Below are 16456 nucleotides of genomic sequence, written 5' to 3' on the forward strand. Positions count from 1 at the left end.
CGATCAAGCCTCCTGTTGACGAGTTAACTTGCTGATGATCTCACTCACCGCCTGTTCTTGTTGTGAATTCAGCGGCTCTTGCTTTGCTTCTAAGAAGAAGTCTTTAAACATGTCTAATTCACCACGCGCTAAGCGTGCTTTGCCCATCTGCTGGTCCACGCCAATCAGCATACCTGGCTTTTCCAAATGCAGCACATTTGGGTAGACCTTGCGCAGCTTTTCCATCGGGTCAAGAATGGCGTGCTTATCCATTAATCGAGCCAAGATATAGTCATGGCTGTTCGGATCCGTTTTGCCTTGCTCAATCAAAGTTGCCAACTCCCCTTCAATAATGCGCATTTGGTGCGGTGCGGTAAGAGGGATATGCGTTGCTGACTGGAAGCCGTTTTGATCTAACTCTACGAGTGTCATACCCTTCGCTTGATGCTGCTCGGAAAAGCTGTATTTCATCAGCGAGCCGGAATAACGAATATACTCCTCGCCTTTTTTCTGCGGTTGGTGCAGGTGCCCTAGCGCCACGTAATCAAACTCGACGAAGTGCTCATGGCTGACGCGATCTGAGCCACCAATCGATAACGGGCGCTCTGATTCAGATTCAATCGCGCCATCAACAAAGCAGTGACTAAGTAATACGTTTTTCTGCTGCGGTTTAAACTGCTCACGAATTTTCTCAAGCAGCAGTTGGTGCGCTTGATCATGATCTTTAGCGGGTTGTTTGGTGTAGTGACGAACCAATTCAGGGTCGTTGTAAGGCATGCCATAAAACGCCACCTCGCCAATATCAGAGTTGATCACCACAGGCGTCAGCATGTCATCAAAGTTGGCAATAATGTGTAAGCCCGACGACTTCATTTGGCTTGCGGCAAAACCTAAGCGCTGTGCTCCATCATGGTTGCCGGGAATAATAATCACTGGCAGCTTCATCTCACCACAGACTTTCTCAACAAAGTGATTCATCAGCTCTATCGCTGAAGTAGGCGGCACACTGCGATCGTAGATATCACCAGCGATCACCAGTGCATCAACCGGATTGTTTTCTAGATAAGAGATAAGTTGTTCAAGCACCGCTTGCTGATCGTCCAGCAAGGATACGTTGTGAAACTGTCGGCCTAAATGCCAATCGGAGGTGTGAAGAAACTTCATTTGCGCCCTAGCTTTGCTGACTGATTTATTGTCTTCTAAGGCGCAATATTAACACTCTAACTAAAGAGTAACTATCTAGACTGGCTTGTTTTTGCAATGATTAATCGCGTTTTCCAACAGTTCCAATGCACTGCTGTCGCACTCGGTCAATTGTGCATCACATTCTGTTAGCGGTGTGACGCGATCACCCCATTTTATTAGCCCTGCGCCCCATGTTAAGCCCGCACCAAAGGCAGCTAACAACAAGTTGTCGCCCGGTTTTACTCGACCTTGCTCTAGTGCTTCACACAGTGCGATAGGTACAGTCGCCGCCGACGTATTGCCATAATTTTGAATATTAACAAACGCTTTGTCTTGGCTGATACCCGATAAGTCACACAGTGTTTGGATAATACGGATATTAGCTTGGTGAGGGATAACGACATCCACTTGATCTGTTGAAAGCTGACTACGCGCAAGCACATTGTGCGCTGCCGCTCCCATGCCTTTCACCGCTCGTTTGAAGATCTCTTTGCCAACAAAGTTGAAGTCCCAGTAACCATTGTCTGCCGCAAAACGATCCATAGAAGTACCAAATTTTGGCACCGCCAAAATATCACGCCCTTGCGAATCACAACCAAGCTGAGCATGCTGCAAGCCAACCTGTTGCTCGGTTTTACTTAGAATGACAGCACCAGCACCATCACCAAACAACACGGCGGTATCGCGCTGTGTCCAATCAATGTAGAAAGAGAGACGTTCGGCACCAATCACTAAGGCATGTTTATAATTGCCGGCTTGGATAAGGCGTGTTGCCGTTTCAAGCCCATAAACAAAACCGGTACAAGCCGCATTTAGATCGAACGCAGCAGCACCTTTAATAGCCAAGTTTTTCGACACTTTCGACGCAATGTTAGGGATCAGCGAATCTGGTGAGCAGGTTGCCACAATAATCACGTCAATATCTTGCGCCGTGATACCTGCACAAGCAATCGCATGTTGTGCTGCAACCGTTGCCATGTCGGAGGTATCAACATGACTGATTCTACGGTTTTCGATACCTGTACGGGTGCGAATCCACTCATCTGACGTTTCGATAAAAGTACTTAGGTCATCGTTCGAGAGTGTCGCTGGTGGTAGACACTTACCCCAGCCTGTAATTTCTGCGTAAGAGTGGGTCATTCATAGCCTTTATGTTTTCTTATTTTACCTTCGATAGTATAACTATAGCGAATGCGCCTCAAGTCACTATAAATCTATGTTTTCGATTACTGTGACTCGGTGAAAAAAACAAAATGAATTAAAGAGAGAAAGCCATGTCAACATTTAACACTCGTTGCCCATCTTGCCAAGGTCTCAACCGTGTCCCAAACGAACGTGTTTCCGAAAGCCCTGTCTGTGGGAAATGCCAACACTCCCTATTCGATGGAAAGCCTATTGAAGGCACAGAATTAAACTTCGCCGCTTTGCTAAAAAGTGAGCAACCTGTTGTGGTCGATTTCTGGGCACCATGGTGCAACCCTTGTGTCGGCTTCGCCCCAGTTTTTGAACAAGTCGCTCAAGAGCATTCGGGACAGATTCGTTTTGTGAAAATTGACACAGAAGCACAGCAAAACCTTGCCTCTCAACACCAGATTAGAAGCATTCCAACCATCATGGCCTTCAAAAACGGGAAAAGAGTCGACGTTATCAACGGTGCACTACCGAAAAGTCAGTTTTCACAATGGTTAAGCGAAGCCATTAACAAATAGTTTTATGCAGTTAAAGCCGGAAATTTGCATCAAATTCCGGCTTTTTTTATATAAATATATGCACTTGACGACAACAAAAAACAATTATCGTTAAGAGTAAAAAAATTCATTTTACCGCTGTTCAAAAAATCCCCATAGTCCCGCCCATAAATCACCTATTTGTTTATTTATTTTTCGAGGCTACGACATTGGAAAACACTCTCGCTACTGCTCAAAAAGCTCGCATTTCAGTCCCTGTGATTGCGCTTGCTCTGTATGCGGTTGCTTCTGGCTATTTAATGAGCTTGATCCCGCTAATGCTTCCACACTACGGTTTGGATAGTTCGCTGGCGAGTTGGCTTGCCAGTGTGTTTTATGCCGGGTTGTTGACCGGTGCGATGGTATTTGAGCCTATCGTAAACAAAGTTGGTCATCGCAAAGCATTTATTTGGTGTTTGATTGCCTTTATTGCCACGATTGTCGTTCTACCATCAGTCGTGTATTCAGCAGCTTGGCTAGTTTCACGCTTTATTGCAGGTATTGCGGTTGCTGGGGTGTTTGTTATCGTTGAGTCTTGGTTACTTCACGGTGATGAAAGCGCTCGCGCTAAGCGTCTAGGTTTGTACATGGGTTCGCTTTACGGTGGTAGCTCGTTGGGTCAATTAGGTATCGGTTTTCTTGGTATTACCGGTATCATCCCCTTTATGGCTATTTTCGCACTATTGGCACTCGCTATTTTGGTTCTAATGTTTGGTCGTACCGATCAACCTGAAGAGGGTCAAAGCAGCGCATTGTCACTAAAGCAAATCAGCAAATTAAACCATGCCGCAATCATCGGCTGTATCGTTTCTGGTTTAACATTGGGCGCTATCTACGGTTTGATGCCAGTGGAACTGCACAACCGTGGCATTGCGAATGACAACTTAGGCAGTCTAATGGCACTGGTTATTCTTGGCGGTATGGCGGTACAACCTATCGTTCCTTGGCTATCTAAGTTCCTAGGTCGTACTTTGTTGATGGCATTGTTTTGCTTACTCGGTGTCGCCGCAATTAGCCTTGCAGCAACGAACGAAGGCATCCATGCGCTAGGTGTAAGCCTATTTGTTCTTGGCATGGCCACCTTCGCGCTTTACCCAGTTGCAATCAACCTAGGCTGTGACAAGTTAGACCCTGCTTACATTGTATCGGTAACGCAAGTGATGCTATTTAGCTACAGCATTGGCTCTGTAGTTGGTCCGCTTCTGGCTGACAGTTTTATGTTGGGTGAGCAAGGCTTGTTAGGCTACTTATTCGCAGCGCTACTTGCTACATGCATCTACATGCTATTGGCGAGTATCAAAACTAAGCGACAAGCGATGGCCGGTGAGTAACCAATAGGTTACATCAGACAGTTATTCAAAAATTGAACACATTGAATAAGGAAGCATTATGCTTCCTTATTTTTTTGTCCGTAGATGGCGGTTAGACTGGTTCGCGGCAGGTTTGGCATCGGGTACTGGTCGCCTTTCATGAATCAAGTGGCGAATCGCGAGTATTGGATGCGGTACAAGCATTCTTGGCCCGGCATAACGCATCACCAGTTTCATATCAGCTTTGGGCTGGGGTTTGTAACAGTGAATGGGGCAACGGTTGCAGGTCGGTTTCTTTTGTCCGTATGGGCATCTATCCAAACGTACTTCTGCATACGTTAAAAGCTCTTGGCACTGCAGGCACAAGGCTTCTGTCCCTTCCCTTACATGATGATTTTTACAATAAATCTCCATCATGTAAGCAACGGTTTTATATTCTTTAAATAATTCACCCGACAAGATATCTGAGTTTGGCTTGAGCGACTTTGATTTTGGCATACTAGAGCGTGTTTTATATCAATAACGAAACCATCATAGCATCGCTAACTAACTTGCTGGGATTATTTCTTTCATCCCACCTTTTGCCATTACCACTCACTACTGAGCTTTGACACTATACTTTTCGTATATAGGTACAAAACCAATGATGGAATAGTGTATAGGTCGATATGATGCTTCGCCTCTCTGCTTTTATACTCGCTATACTCACTTCGGTATGGGCAATGGCTTACCCAAGCTACGGGCAGCGTTGGCCTCACCGTAGTGTTTTCTATTTTGCCCCAACTCAAGATAAACACGTCGAGCAATTTATACTCGATACATTACTCAATGATTGCGCACTATCAGAGCGAGATGTGGTCACCATCATTGTTACGCAAGATGGCTATAGCAAACCGAGTTGGATCGAAAAACAATTCGATATCACGACTCTATTTAGTCTTTTTCAAGTCAACCCAAAGGAGCATACCGCGATATTGATTGGTAAGGACGGCGCAGAGAAAATGCGCTGGGGGAAAACAACTGACTGGCACAAGGTCAAGCAAACCATCGACAACATGCCGTTACGACAGCAAGAAATGAAAAACAAAGCGGATCCATGCTCGATTTAACTAAGCGTTACGGATTAATGTACATAGAGCACCGCGCAGCTAGAGTGAGCACCGTTAAACACCGGTGACACACTCCTTACTTCGCGCTCAAAGTAGATAATCTATAACTCTTGGCTTATCTGCTCTATTACATCATCTAGCCCCTCGCTCAATGACATAACCAGCGCATGATAACCTTCACTTTCCAGTGCGACTTGCTGCTTGAACATGCCACCCTTGGTGATGTTTCCATCAGAATCGACTAACATCCATTCGCCTCCAACTTGAGCGCTGCCAGAATAACTGCCGTTAAACTTATCAATTTGCATGATCAGCTTAGAACTATCGGACACATTAAGTGCAGAGCTCAGCCCTACCGCCCAGTAGCCATCTTGGCTTGATCGTAGTCGCTCGATGACCTGATCTTGTAACTGCAACTGAACATCAGACGCCCACAAGTGCTGCTTCGCCTGTACAATTTCTGTAGCGGATGTTTGGTAGACAATGCCATTGACGTCTAAGTACGAAGCTAGATTGACCTCCACCAACAATAGCGGGTCACTCTGGTTTGCCATCGGGTGTTGCCCCGAATCTGGCAATAAATACTGTTGAACACCATTAGGCGTTTGAGCCGCGCATCCCGCTAAGGTCAGCAAACCAAGCATTAACATTTTTCTCATTGTGCTGTTCCTTTAACTGGAATGGGGTCTGAAGTTTCATCTTCGCCAAAGATCAATACATCCGGCTTTTGGTCAATTTTCTTCAAAACGGGTTGCAGCGCCTTCATGGTTTTTTCTAATTCAGCTAGTGAACCATCCAAATTTTGATAAACACTTGATGTCGAATTAAAGCTATCAAGTGTGCGTTGCAACTCTTGTAAACTTTGTTTTATTTCAGTCGGTAGTGTTTGAGTATCATCATGCTCAACGACACTACGAATACTGTTCATCGTTTTCTCTGCTGCAACCAGAGTTTTCTCTAATTCAGAAAGCGAACGATTCAGTGAGCTTACACTCTCCCCTAGCGGCAATTCGCTTAGATTATTGAGGATTTCCATCATCTTAGTTTGAACCTCAGCTAGCTCACTCTGCATTGATGGGAAGATGGTATACCCATCCACTTTTTCGATGACAAATTGGTTATCAGGTTCTACGTAGTCCAAATCCACATACAGTGCACCTGTTAACAAGCTACCCGTGTTCAACTTAGCACGAAGTCCATTTTTAAACTCGCTAGAAATAAGTTGCTCCAACTCTTCATTACTCACCGACTTGCCATGCTCAAAAATCCTTCGAGGCTCTAGTTTTATTTGCACGGCTAGTTGAGACACTTCAAAGCCATCATCAAGATCCGCTCTTTTCCATGGCACTTTGGTCACTGAACCAATTTTTAAGCCACGAAACTCAACTGGCGCTCCTACTTTTAGACCACGTAATGAATCTGAAAACATAACGACGAACTTCAGTGATTGTCGATAAATACCTTCTTCCGCATCACCGTAATCATCATATAAGGGAAACTCATAGAAGTTTTGTGAGACCAAAGAACCTGGGTTGTCTTTTTCCAAGGTACCAAAACTCACCCCTCCTCCAAGTAATGATTCGATCGAGTCAATACGAACTTTAAAGCCTTCGGCGTTCAATTGCAGATCAACGCCTGAATTGAGCCAGAACTGGCTACCGGTGCGAACCAATTCATCAAATGGTTTAAAAATAAACAATTGGTATTGCGCGATTCGTTTATTCGCATCAATGGTCACTTTTTCTACACGACCCGCTGTAAAACCTTGGTAAATTACTGGGTCACCAATATCAAGCTTACCGGCTAACTCATGGTTTAGGGTAATGCGCAGCCCTTCCGTGTTTGGTGGTGCAACGGGCGGAATATCTAACACGTCAAAGTGCGTTTTACGGTGCTCTGATTTTCCTGGTTGTAATTGCAAATAGGCGCCAGAAAGCAGAGTCTCTAAGCCTGAAATTCCTTCTTTACCAACTCGTGGTTCGACTATCCAAAATTGGGTATCCTCGCGCAGCATACGCTCCGCGTCTTTATCCATTTGCGCTTTAACAATAATATGCTCGTAGTCTTTACCCAATTTCACGTCGGTCACCACACCCACTTTTACATTGAGCGCTTTGATCTGTGTTTTACCAACCTCAATACCTGATGCATCAGACATAACCAGGGTAATTTCAGGCCCCGTGCTGTTGACATACTCAAACAACATCCAGATGCCGATAGCAAGCGCAACTAAAGGCACTAACCATACAGCGGATAGATTCGATCGAGAACTGACGTTCGCTCGAACATCACTTTGCTCACTCATTTAATTCCAACTCCTTAACAGCGCTACCATTGCTCCAGATACTCCTAGAGTCGAATGAAATAGCGGAAAGCATGGTGAAGATAACCACAGCCGCAAATGACAAAGAAGCAGGACCTGGTGTAATTGCCATCAAATTATGTAATTGAACCAGCGCAACTAAGATTGCTACAACAAAAATATCTATCATTGACCAACGACCAATAAACTCAGTAAGACGATATAGTTTTTGACGTTTGATTGCTTGAGCATAAGGTAAAGATTTACCTCGCCTTGCATGCCAATATATCCAAGCTAGCGCCAACATTTTAGCCATAGGGATAAATACACTGGCAATAAAGATCACCATTGCAATCGGGTATGAGCCCAACTGCCAAAGCAAAATAACACCGCCCATGATGGTAGAGGGCAATTCATTACCCAAACTCACGGTATACATAATGGGGTATAAATTTGCTGGGATATAAAAGACGATCGCCGCCAGAAGATAAGCCCATGACTTTTGTAAACTCTGCTGAAGATCGAACGGGTGTAATGCACCACCACAACGTAAACAGTGACCAGAAGGGGTATCACTAACAGTATTGATTTGATGGCATTGATGGCAATCAACATGACTACCAGAGAGATGATCTTGTCCTGCTACGACACCTTCAATTGGGACGACTGGCGTAAGCTGATTCCAAATCCAAAAACGATCAACCAAGGATAGGGATTTCACCACTAGCACCGTATAGACACAAAAAGCCCAAAATGAACTGCCTAGACCAATCTCAGCCATGGATGAAATTTTGATTAAACTGACCAATACACCAATTAAGAACACATCGGTCATCAACCAAGGCTCAACTTTAAACAACCACTTACAGAGGCGCAACAGCTTAGAGGAGACACGAATAGCATTTGGCTTTTTCCTTTTTTGCCAAATTCTAAAGTAGAGGCAACTGACCGCCACTAGATAAGCAGCAGGTAACGCTAAAACTGTCAGCAAAAGCAACAACGCCAAGGCACTTTGCTCAAACGCATCTAGCATTGCTACAGTGTTAAAAAGATAAATTTCTTGTGTAATGCCTTTCACACTAAAAGACATAAACGGAAAAGAGAGGCTAATGACTAACATCACTAAACAAGCGATTGAGTAAGCAATCAGCTTTTGACACGGCTGAAGGCTAAGACTTGAAAGCGTATGTGCACATCTTGGGCATTTTGCTACTTGCCCTTCTTCGATCATCGGGAGATCACTGACCAAACCGCACTCTTCACACGCAATAAGTTGGCTTTGCTGCTTATTGTTAATCTGCACTTAAACACTCACTGTTTAACTATCTACCATTAGTAATTTTAGTTCGCTGGTTGATATTTTACCGTCAAGTTCAGCGCTGTGTTTATTATATTGGACAACAATAAAATAGCTCAGCAAATTTGCTTCGTAGGTTCAGGATTATTTTTAGGTAAGGTTCGAAAACGGTGAATGCTAACGAAAGTTTAATTTCGTTTATATTTCAATAGATGGATAAAGCTAAGAAAGAAATAGAATGGAGGCGCCTCCCGGAGTCGAACCGAGGTCCACGGATTTGCAATCCGCTGCATAGCCACTCTGCCAAGGCGCCTTTGGTACACCAATCAGCACTTACGAGAGAAGTGAAATTGGAGCGACACATCGGGTTCGAACCGATGACCTCAACCTTGGCAAGGTTGCGCTCTACCAACTGAGCTAGTGTCGCATTTGTTGCTACAATCGTAGCGGATGCTAGATGGTGCCCCGGGCCGGACTTGAACCGGCACAGCGCGAACGCCGAGGGATTTTAAATCCCTTGTGTCTACCAATTCCACCACCAGGGCAACGCAATTAAGCGTGGTAGCACCACCGTCCTAACGACCTTTGTCGTGAGAACGAGGCGTACTTTACCCGAATAATCATAGGCGTCAACATTATTTTCTTAAATTTCAACTGTATGATTATTTTCCGCTCATAGCGATCGTGATTTATACACCAACGTAGATTTATTCACCGCTTCCGACCTCCCGTCTATGGGTTTCACCCAATAGGAATTAATATAAACTTCAAACCAATTTATAAAACAACTTGCATAATTAATGTATTGTTATTTAGATATTTTCTAAAAATAAAGTATGCCACTTAATGCATTAATGTATTTAAAAACAGACCATTAAGTTGTATTTATTTCCCCTTTACATCACAAATAGACATGAAACATCGTTATAATTAACTATTCAATTATAATTTAATTAACCTTTTGATTTACATCATATCGGTCAGAACTTCACCTTTTTTAATATATACCCAAGTAACCTCAAGATGCTCAGTTCAGCGAGAGTTGTTAGGTTTGCAGGCAAGGCGTTGATTTGCAAATCTAGTCGCTCTAAATTAAGAATCGATAACGTAGTCTGCGAGCCTAACAAACTCGCCCTTCGGGAGCCTGTCACTGGAACCATTTGTTCGTCAAACAACTTGGAAATAGATGGCTATTCCACGTCATTGTTTTCCTTGAACTGGAACCAGTGACAAAGCTCTGAATCCTGCATATTGATGTCACTTGGGTATAGTCATTGAATAACTAAAAAAATCATCAACGTGATTAATGCAAATTTGGAATGTATATGGACAACAATCATACTACTGGTGGGCAATCCGATGCGCACTTGAATAAGGGATACAGCCATTCGCTCAACCTCATTTCTACAACCGATCCATCAAGTTACGTAACCTATGCCAATCACGATTTTTGTGACATAGCTGGTTATCGAGAAGATGAACTCATAGGTAAGCCGCATAACGTCGTTCGCCATAAAGACATGCCAAAAGCTGCATTTGAACAGATGTGGAGTTACTTAAAATCGGGTAAAAGCTGGATGGGCTTGGTAAAGAACCAATGTACTGACGAGCAACACTACTGGGTTTCAGCTTTTGTAACCCCTATAACAGACAGCGAAGGTAACATTATTGAGTACCAATCGGTACGCTCTAAACCTGAACCAGAACAAGTCAGTCGTGCAGCTAAGCTGTATAAAAGTCTACGCGAAGGGAAAAAATCCAACGCTATACGTTTCAATTTTCACACTTTCTCTGTCGGATTAAGTGCGTTGATGCTACTTAGCTCAATCGCACTGTCAGTACTACAACCTCACTGGTTGGCTTTCTCTTTGCTTGGATTATCAAGTGTTACTCTTGCCAGCGCGACTTACCAGCATAAGCGTTTTGCCAAATTGCAAACCATTGCGAAAGACGCTTACGATAACCCGTTAATGGAAAAGCCCTATACCAATAAGTTTGATAGCTATTCTCAAGTTGAGCTGGCACTCATAATGCGTAAGGCAGAATTGCGCGCAATCACAGGTAGAGCGACTGAAACGTCGGGTCGAATTTTAATTTCAGCAGAAGATGAGTTTGGAACCATTCAAACCATGGGTCAGAGCTTGACTCAACAATGTGCAGAAACCGAGCAAGTGGCTACTGCTGTTGAAGAGCTGACACAATCTATCGCAGAAGTCTCTAACGCAGCCTCTGCAGCCTCTACAATGGCAGAAGAAGCAAACCAACACTCAAGCAATGGATTGGCCTCCATTGAAGCCACAATCAACGAGGTTGATATGTTGGTTCAAGAGTTAAGTCACTCTCAAAGTATCATTAACCGTTTGGCGCAAGATACGCAGAAAATTGACGGTATTTTAGAGGTGATCACGGCTATTTCAGAGCAAACTAACCTACTGGCACTCAATGCTGCAATTGAAGCTGCGCGCGCAGGTGAAGCGGGACGAGGCTTTGCGGTTGTTGCTGATGAAGTTCGTAACCTTGCTTCTAAAACGGGCTCATCGGCTAGCGAAATCCACTCAATGATCCGCCAGCTACAAGAAACGGCGGAAAATGCCGTTACCGCAATGGACAAAGGACTCGATCTTTCTGAAAGATGTAAAGTACGCGCAGACGAAACCGGCGGCATGCTGCGTAATATTTCGAGTCAACTGGACAATGTAAACGACAGCAGCCACCAAATTGCAGCCGCCGTTGAAGAGCAGGCATCTGTCACGCAAGAAATAAACCGTAATATTGTTAATATTAAACAGCTTGCGGATGAAACCTCAATGACATCGAATAGCTCAATTGACCGCACTCGACAACTGGTTGAGAGCATTGAAGCACTGCAGCGTTTGATGGCTCAATTCCAAAACAAAGAAAAAGCATAAACGGTTTGGCTAGGGTAATGCCCTAGTCATTCTTTGCATAGCATCGATCGTAGAATAGCTCTGGTATTTGTTATTTGTGTTTTATATGAGGTTTAACGGAAAAGAATAGAGAAATGAATGGAGGCGCCTCCCGGAGTCGAACCGAGGTCCACGGATTTGCAATCCGCTGCATAGCCACTCTGCCAAGGCGCCTTTAATACACCAATTAACACTTGCGATAGAAGTGAAACTGGAGCGACACATCGGGTTCGAACCGATGACCTCAACCTTGGCAAGGTTGCGCTCTACCAACTGAGCTAGTGTCGCATTTATTTGTTACATCATTGATTTGTAACATAAAGCAGGTTAGATGGTGCCCCGGGCCGGACTTGAACCGGCACAGCGCGAACGCCGAGGGATTTTAAATCCCTTGTGTCTACCAATTCCACCACCAGGGCACACAAATCTAAATTTGCGATGCCTTTTACTGAAAAGTAAAACACCATCTTCAGAATCAATTTAGCCAATCAACTCTGATTATAATTTATAGCGACTAAGTCGCATTATCTCTCAAAGAGAGATGGAGGCGCCTCCCGGAGTCGAACCGAGGTCCACGGATTTGCAATCCGCTGCATAGCCACTCTGCCAAGGCGCCTTAATGAAACGCTTGAGTTACCCACCGCTGCGTTCGAAGCACACTTTACGGATTCTCCAACGGGAGTCAAATAAAATTCTTTAATCTCAGTTTGTTTGCTGATTATTAAAGCAAATAGATGGGTATTTGATCCATGTGGTTATTTTTTCTCTACCCGTAGCATTCACTACTTTGCGCTTAATCGTAGCCCAATGACACACGCTCAAGCTTTTTCAGCCCTTTGATCACTAACTCATAAGAGCGAACACATAAATCTTCGACAAAACCATCTTCCACATCACCAGGGTAGTAAACCGTAACCCAATGACGCTTGTTAGTATGATAGCCTGGGGTAATATCATCAAATTGGGCACAAAGAACCTCACCATCTTCCGGTTTGGCTTTAAGCGTCACGTACTCCCTCCCCTCACGATGCGCCAAAATAGCAAACATCTTTCCTTTGACCTTGTAAACCAACGCATCGGGACCAAAAGGGTAATCGGCTTCAGCACCAACAAACTCATCCAAATATTTAGCCAGTTGTTTATTTGTCATCATCGAGTCCTTAAGTAGAGCACACTATGTTACTCAACAGCTTATTTACTCTGACCCAAACTGACAAGGCGATATAGCGCTCACTGATTAGATTTGAGAGTTACCACTTACGCATCAAACGCCCAACAAGATTAGGATGATATGCCCAGCTATGATCAAACATGCCAAGTAAATCAGGATTACCATATTTAGATAATGAAATCGCATGAAAACGGTTTGAGCATTTCTTCAAATCCAGCACTTGTTGTTGGATCTCACCTACCGGAGCTGGGGCAATAAAATCAGAGATAACGACCATATCAGCGTTTTTGTATCGATCTCCTCGCATCAACTCAACCGTTTGAGCCAAGACAGGTTCTAAATCGGTGCCACCATGAAAGCTATAGCTTAAAAAGTCGCTAGCCTCTCTGAGTCCATCTTGCTTGGTCAACTGATAGGTGATCACTTGAGTTGAAAACAACATCACATAACAGTCACGATCTTCAGCCAACGCCATTTGCATCAAAGCGTACGCCATTGCTTTAGCGCACTGTTCAGGAAAACCACTCATCGACCCTGATGCGTCGATACAAACAACAAACGGTCCCTTTTCGATCTCCGCTTTGCTGTGATCACTCTTATGCGCACGCACTTTTCGAACGGTACGCGATTTACCCTGCGTCTTATAGTTCATCAAACGTTTATCAATTAAGTGCTTGTAAAAAACCACCTCCAGTTCCGGGTAAGCAAGAAACATGGTTTCATTGGGCAGCAGTTTATTGAGATCATCGCCTTCGTGTACGCCAACAATGTCATCCGTCGCTTCATCAGACGTCTCTTCAACGACTTGAAGCTCTTCCGTGGGAGAGCGATCTAGCGACGGGTCATCCACTTCACTCGCCATTCTCCCTAATTGTTCCGCGATTTCTTGTAAGGTTTTATTTTTTTTCAAAAACTCTGCGTGGCGCTTCATTACCGTTAGATCAGTTTTGGTGAGTTTGGCTGAGGCCATATCCCAGAGCCGACCAACACTATTTTCATCCCCTTCTTGCGTCACTTTCTCCATGTTTTTCATGGTTTCCATGCGCTGATAGAGATCTTTAAGAACTTTCTCTTTGTTGGCTTTGAGCTCTGTTAATTGAGCTTGGCGTATCGCGTCTGAAAGGCTGTTGTACCATTGATCACAAAAGTAATGGGGAAACATGGGGTTGGTTAAGCCTTTGTTCTTTTCCAGCAAACGCCGCGCTTCCATGTAGAAGGCACTGTGCCATTCCAGTTTTTTCACCACTTCAGGGGCTTTTTGAAAAAACTCATCTTCATTCCAATGGATGACTTCTTGGTAAAGCGCTAACTCTTGTTGAAAGCGCTCTGTTTCACACACTTTAGTAATGCGCTTTTTTACGCTACCACGCCATTTCACTAGATGGTTTTTCACCGACGACTTGATGCCGCGATTTTCAGCCATCGCCATCACTTGCGTGCGCGCCATCAAATCATTTACCGCACTATCGATAATACCTGAGTCGGCAATCATTAACGCGAGGTTAAGTCCATCAGCTCCTAACATTGCAACCTCCTAGGAGAAGAATTGATCGAGGTTTTTAAAACGGAACACCGCGCGCTCACATTCAACTTTGGTTGTCTCAAGCTGTTGTTGAAGTGTTTGCAGTCCCGACTCCATCACTCTCGGAAGTTCTGGGTCAACAAAACCATGCGGCAATGCACCATGGAAGTTTGATTTGACTTTGCGTAGATGAAACTCAGCGTGCTCTAGCTGTGTTAATGCTTGTTCCGCTTTAGCAAGCCAGTTTTGGTAGAGCTCGGCATCAAGCCCTTGTTTGGTAACCACCGCGACTAAAACGGCGCGATTGGCAATATCTTTAATAACAAGGTTATTTGCCCCATCCATTTCAAAACGCAGACGGCAGAGATTGGTGTTTTGATTAACATAACCATACACATCACCACTCCCTTCTTTGATGACTCGCTCTAACTCATTTTTAGGTGTATAGATCCAGCGACTGTCGCCTTTCTCTGACTCTGAAACCGACATGTTGCTTTGCAACAGTACCAGCTTGACTAAGTCACTCGCATTGCCGACGCGGTAAGATTTCACATTGGATAAATCGTAGTGATGGACACTCTTCTTGATCAGACCTGTGGTCGATTCCATAGAAAGTGGCATCGAGAATTTCGATTCAAGCTCTTCTTGTACGTCCAGCAACTCTTCACGGCAAAACGTTATCTGTTGTTCTACCTCTTGCTGATCGAAAGCCAAGTTAAGCGAAAACTCTTTAATAACGCTCCATACAATCTCTCGAGACTCGGCACTATTCCATAAGCAATCTTGCAGTAGCAGCAAGTCGAGCGGGTTGATGCTGTCTCGACCATTAAAATAGGCACTGGCTTTGAGCAGTTTTACCGCCTTCTTCCAGCGACGGTCGGAAACATACATGTCTGATTGCGCAAACTCAATTCCGGCTTGTTCTGCTTTTTGCTCAAGTAACGCTTTAAGCTGGTAGAGCTTTTCAAACACGTCATCGGTGAGGGTTAGTTTGTCGAGTTCTTGTTGCCAGAGGTGATATTCTTGATCTGTTATCGCTAAACCTTCGGGAATTTGAGCTTCTTGCGGGGTACCAACGGTGAGCATGGATTTGAAGTTTTGCTTATCTTGGATGCGATTGACAAAAATTCGCACTAACATTCGGTCGTATAAGGCTTCTAATCCGCTGTCTTCATCAGGTAATTCATTGGAGGCCGACACTAACAACCGCATTGGAACTGGTTCAATTTCGCTACCATTTTTAAAGGTTTTTTCATTAACAACGGTCAGTAGCGTATTCAGAATTGCAGGACCGGCTTTCCATATTTCATCTAAAAAGACAACTTGTGCTGTGGGTAAGTACCCTTCAGTCAGTCTGACATAACGACCATTATCTTTGAGTTCTTGGATACTTAGGGGACCGAACACTTCTTCTGGAGTGGAAAATCGTGTCATTAAATATTCGAAATAGGAGGAGTTATCAAAGGCTTGGATGAGACGTTTGGCGATTAGGCTTTTAGCAATACCGGGCGGACCTAATAAAAATACACTTTCGCCAGCAAGGGCTGCTAAGAGGCACATTTTTATGGTGCCCTCTCTTTCATACACCCCGTCTGACAACGCTTTCGCCAGTTTATTTATACGCTCAGACAGCAGCGCTTTATTGGAATGGCTCGCTTGAGAAAGTATCGTCAACACATTGCTCCTTGGGGAAAACATAAAGTTTCAATATAAGGTTAATCAATTGTTACTATTTTGTTATATATGGAAATGGTTTATTGAGCAACCCTTTATAGCAGATCAATTTTTATCGTAATCATTTGAAATCTTTGTTTACAATTTTGCGATATGCATCGCAATTCATTTATGCTTGCCTTATACGTCATCTCTCTAAGTGCCTTTCAATCAAATCAATAACTAGTTAAGGTATTGGTATATTCTTAAAGAC

General features: G+C 44.0%; 13 protein-coding genes and 7 tRNA genes. 4 read left to right on the forward strand and 16 right to left on the reverse strand.

Annotation, left to right across the window (positions count from 1 at the left end):
* Nucleotides 1–3: 3 nt before the first annotated feature.
* Complete coding sequence (locus H2O73_RS00175; RefSeq protein WP_182105360.1) at nucleotides 4–1143, reverse strand: exonuclease SbcCD subunit D; 1140 nt, start codon at nucleotides 1141–1143, stop codon at nucleotides 4–6.
* 75 nt (nucleotides 1144–1218) lie between these two features.
* Nucleotides 1219–2304, reverse strand: a complete 1086-nt coding sequence (locus tag H2O73_RS00180) for a ketoacyl-ACP synthase III (protein WP_182105362.1) — start codon at nucleotides 2302–2304, stop codon at nucleotides 1219–1221.
* A 134-nt stretch (nucleotides 2305–2438) separates the two neighbouring features.
* On the opposite strand from H2O73_RS00180, the gene trxC reads away from it, so the two are divergent.
* On the forward strand, nucleotides 2439–2873 hold the full coding sequence (gene trxC / locus H2O73_RS00185) for a thioredoxin TrxC (protein ID WP_182105364.1): 435 nt from the start codon (nucleotides 2439–2441) through the stop codon (nucleotides 2871–2873).
* A 188-nt stretch (nucleotides 2874–3061) separates the two neighbouring features.
* Nucleotides 3062–4222 carry an MFS transporter gene (locus H2O73_RS00190; RefSeq protein ID WP_182105366.1) on the forward strand — a complete coding sequence of 387 codons (1161 nt, stop codon included), beginning with the start codon at nucleotides 3062–3064 and terminating at the stop codon, nucleotides 4220–4222.
* Between the two features lie 66 nt (nucleotides 4223–4288).
* Here H2O73_RS00190 and H2O73_RS00195 read toward each other — a convergent pair whose 3' ends face one another.
* Nucleotides 4289–4699, reverse strand: coding sequence for a nitrous oxide-stimulated promoter family protein (locus H2O73_RS00195; protein WP_182105368.1), 411 nt, complete (start codon nucleotides 4697–4699; stop codon nucleotides 4289–4291).
* A gap of 224 nt (nucleotides 4700–4923) precedes the next feature.
* On the opposite strand from H2O73_RS00195, the gene H2O73_RS00200 reads away from it, so the two are divergent.
* Nucleotides 4924–5310: a DUF4174 domain-containing protein gene (locus tag H2O73_RS00200; RefSeq protein WP_246335794.1), complete on the forward strand. Its 387-nt coding sequence runs from the start codon at nucleotides 4924–4926 to the stop codon at nucleotides 5308–5310.
* 101 nt (nucleotides 5311–5411) lie between these two features.
* On the opposite strand, the gene H2O73_RS00205 is transcribed toward H2O73_RS00200, so the two are convergent.
* From H2O73_RS00205 to H2O73_RS00230, 6 genes are all read right to left on the reverse strand, one after another.
* Nucleotides 5412–5969 (reverse strand): PqiC family protein, encoded by a 558-nt coding sequence (locus H2O73_RS00205; RefSeq protein WP_182105372.1) that lies wholly within the window; start codon nucleotides 5967–5969, stop codon nucleotides 5412–5414.
* Nucleotides 5966–7615, reverse strand: a complete 1650-nt coding sequence (gene pqiB / locus H2O73_RS00210) for an intermembrane transport protein PqiB (protein ID WP_182105374.1) — start codon at nucleotides 7613–7615, stop codon at nucleotides 5966–5968. Before pqiB ends, H2O73_RS00205 begins: the two co-directional genes overlap by 4 nt.
* Complete coding sequence (locus H2O73_RS00215; RefSeq protein WP_182106868.1) at nucleotides 7608–8909, reverse strand: PqiA/YebS family transporter subunit; 1302 nt, start codon at nucleotides 8907–8909, stop codon at nucleotides 7608–7610. Before H2O73_RS00215 ends, pqiB begins: the two co-directional genes overlap by 8 nt.
* Nucleotides 8910–9148: 239 nt before the next feature.
* Nucleotides 9149–9222, reverse strand: a tRNA-Cys gene (locus H2O73_RS00220).
* 38 nt (nucleotides 9223–9260) lie between these two features.
* Nucleotides 9261–9336 (reverse strand) — tRNA-Gly (locus H2O73_RS00225).
* Nucleotides 9337–9367: 31 nt separating this feature from the next.
* Nucleotides 9368–9454, reverse strand: a tRNA-Leu gene (locus tag H2O73_RS00230).
* 780 nt (nucleotides 9455–10234) lie between these two features.
* On the opposite strand from H2O73_RS00230, the gene H2O73_RS00235 reads away from it, so the two are divergent.
* The gene (locus H2O73_RS00235; protein WP_182105376.1) at nucleotides 10235–11818 is read left to right on the forward strand and encodes a methyl-accepting chemotaxis protein; all 1584 of its coding nucleotides are present in this window, start codon (nucleotides 10235–10237) and stop codon (nucleotides 11816–11818) included.
* A 118-nt stretch (nucleotides 11819–11936) separates the two neighbouring features.
* Here H2O73_RS00235 and H2O73_RS00240 read toward each other — a convergent pair.
* The 7 genes from H2O73_RS00240 to H2O73_RS00270 form a co-directional block, all read right to left on the reverse strand.
* Nucleotides 11937–12010, reverse strand: a tRNA-Cys gene (locus tag H2O73_RS00240).
* A gap of 38 nt (nucleotides 12011–12048) precedes the next feature.
* Nucleotides 12049–12124, reverse strand: a tRNA-Gly gene (locus H2O73_RS00245).
* A gap of 44 nt (nucleotides 12125–12168) precedes the next feature.
* Nucleotides 12169–12255: transfer RNA gene (locus H2O73_RS00250), tRNA-Leu, on the reverse strand.
* A gap of 123 nt (nucleotides 12256–12378) precedes the next feature.
* Nucleotides 12379–12452, reverse strand: a tRNA-Cys gene (locus tag H2O73_RS00255).
* Between the two features lie 177 nt (nucleotides 12453–12629).
* Nucleotides 12630–12986: an MmcQ/YjbR family DNA-binding protein gene (locus tag H2O73_RS00260; protein WP_182105378.1), complete on the reverse strand. Its 357-nt coding sequence runs from the start codon at nucleotides 12984–12986 to the stop codon at nucleotides 12630–12632.
* A gap of 100 nt (nucleotides 12987–13086) precedes the next feature.
* Nucleotides 13087–14532, reverse strand: a complete 1446-nt coding sequence (gene viaA, locus H2O73_RS00265; protein WP_182105380.1) for an ATPase RavA stimulator ViaA — start codon at nucleotides 14530–14532, stop codon at nucleotides 13087–13089.
* A 9-nt stretch (nucleotides 14533–14541) separates the two neighbouring features.
* Nucleotides 14542–16203, reverse strand: a complete 1662-nt coding sequence (locus H2O73_RS00270; protein ID WP_246335832.1) for an ATPase RavA domain-containing protein — start codon at nucleotides 16201–16203, stop codon at nucleotides 14542–14544.
* Nucleotides 16204–16456 lie beyond the last annotated feature (253 nt).

The organism is Vibrio marinisediminis (assembly GCF_014050145.1).
In the GTDB taxonomy this organism is placed as follows: domain Bacteria; phylum Pseudomonadota; class Gammaproteobacteria; order Enterobacterales; family Vibrionaceae; genus Vibrio; species Vibrio marinisediminis.

Coding starts and splice junctions, on each gene's coding strand:
- pqiB (WP_182105374.1), bottom strand. CDS start 7,615: ATGAGTGAGCAAAGTGATGTTCGAGCGAACGTCAGTTCTCGATCGAAT.
- H2O73_RS00200 (WP_246335794.1), top strand. CDS start 4,924: ATGGCTTACCCAAGCTACGGGCAGCGTTGGCCTCACCGTAGTGTTTTC.
- H2O73_RS00195 (WP_182105368.1), bottom strand. CDS start 4,699: ATGCCAAAATCAAAGTCGCTCAAGCCAAACTCAGATATCTTGTCGGGT.
- H2O73_RS00180 (WP_182105362.1), bottom strand. CDS start 2,304: ATGACCCACTCTTACGCAGAAATTACAGGCTGGGGTAAGTGTCTACCA.
- H2O73_RS00175 (WP_182105360.1), bottom strand. CDS start 1,143: ATGAAGTTTCTTCACACCTCCGATTGGCATTTAGGCCGACAGTTTCAC.
- trxC (WP_182105364.1), top strand. CDS start 2,439: ATGTCAACATTTAACACTCGTTGCCCATCTTGCCAAGGTCTCAACCGT.
- H2O73_RS00260 (WP_182105378.1), bottom strand. CDS start 12,986: ATGACAAATAAACAACTGGCTAAATATTTGGATGAGTTTGTTGGTGCT.
- viaA (WP_182105380.1), bottom strand. CDS start 14,532: ATGTTAGGAGCTGATGGACTTAACCTCGCGTTAATGATTGCCGACTCA.
- H2O73_RS00235 (WP_182105376.1), top strand. CDS start 10,235: ATGGACAACAATCATACTACTGGTGGGCAATCCGATGCGCACTTGAAT.
- H2O73_RS00205 (WP_182105372.1), bottom strand. CDS start 5,969: ATGAGAAAAATGTTAATGCTTGGTTTGCTGACCTTAGCGGGATGCGCG.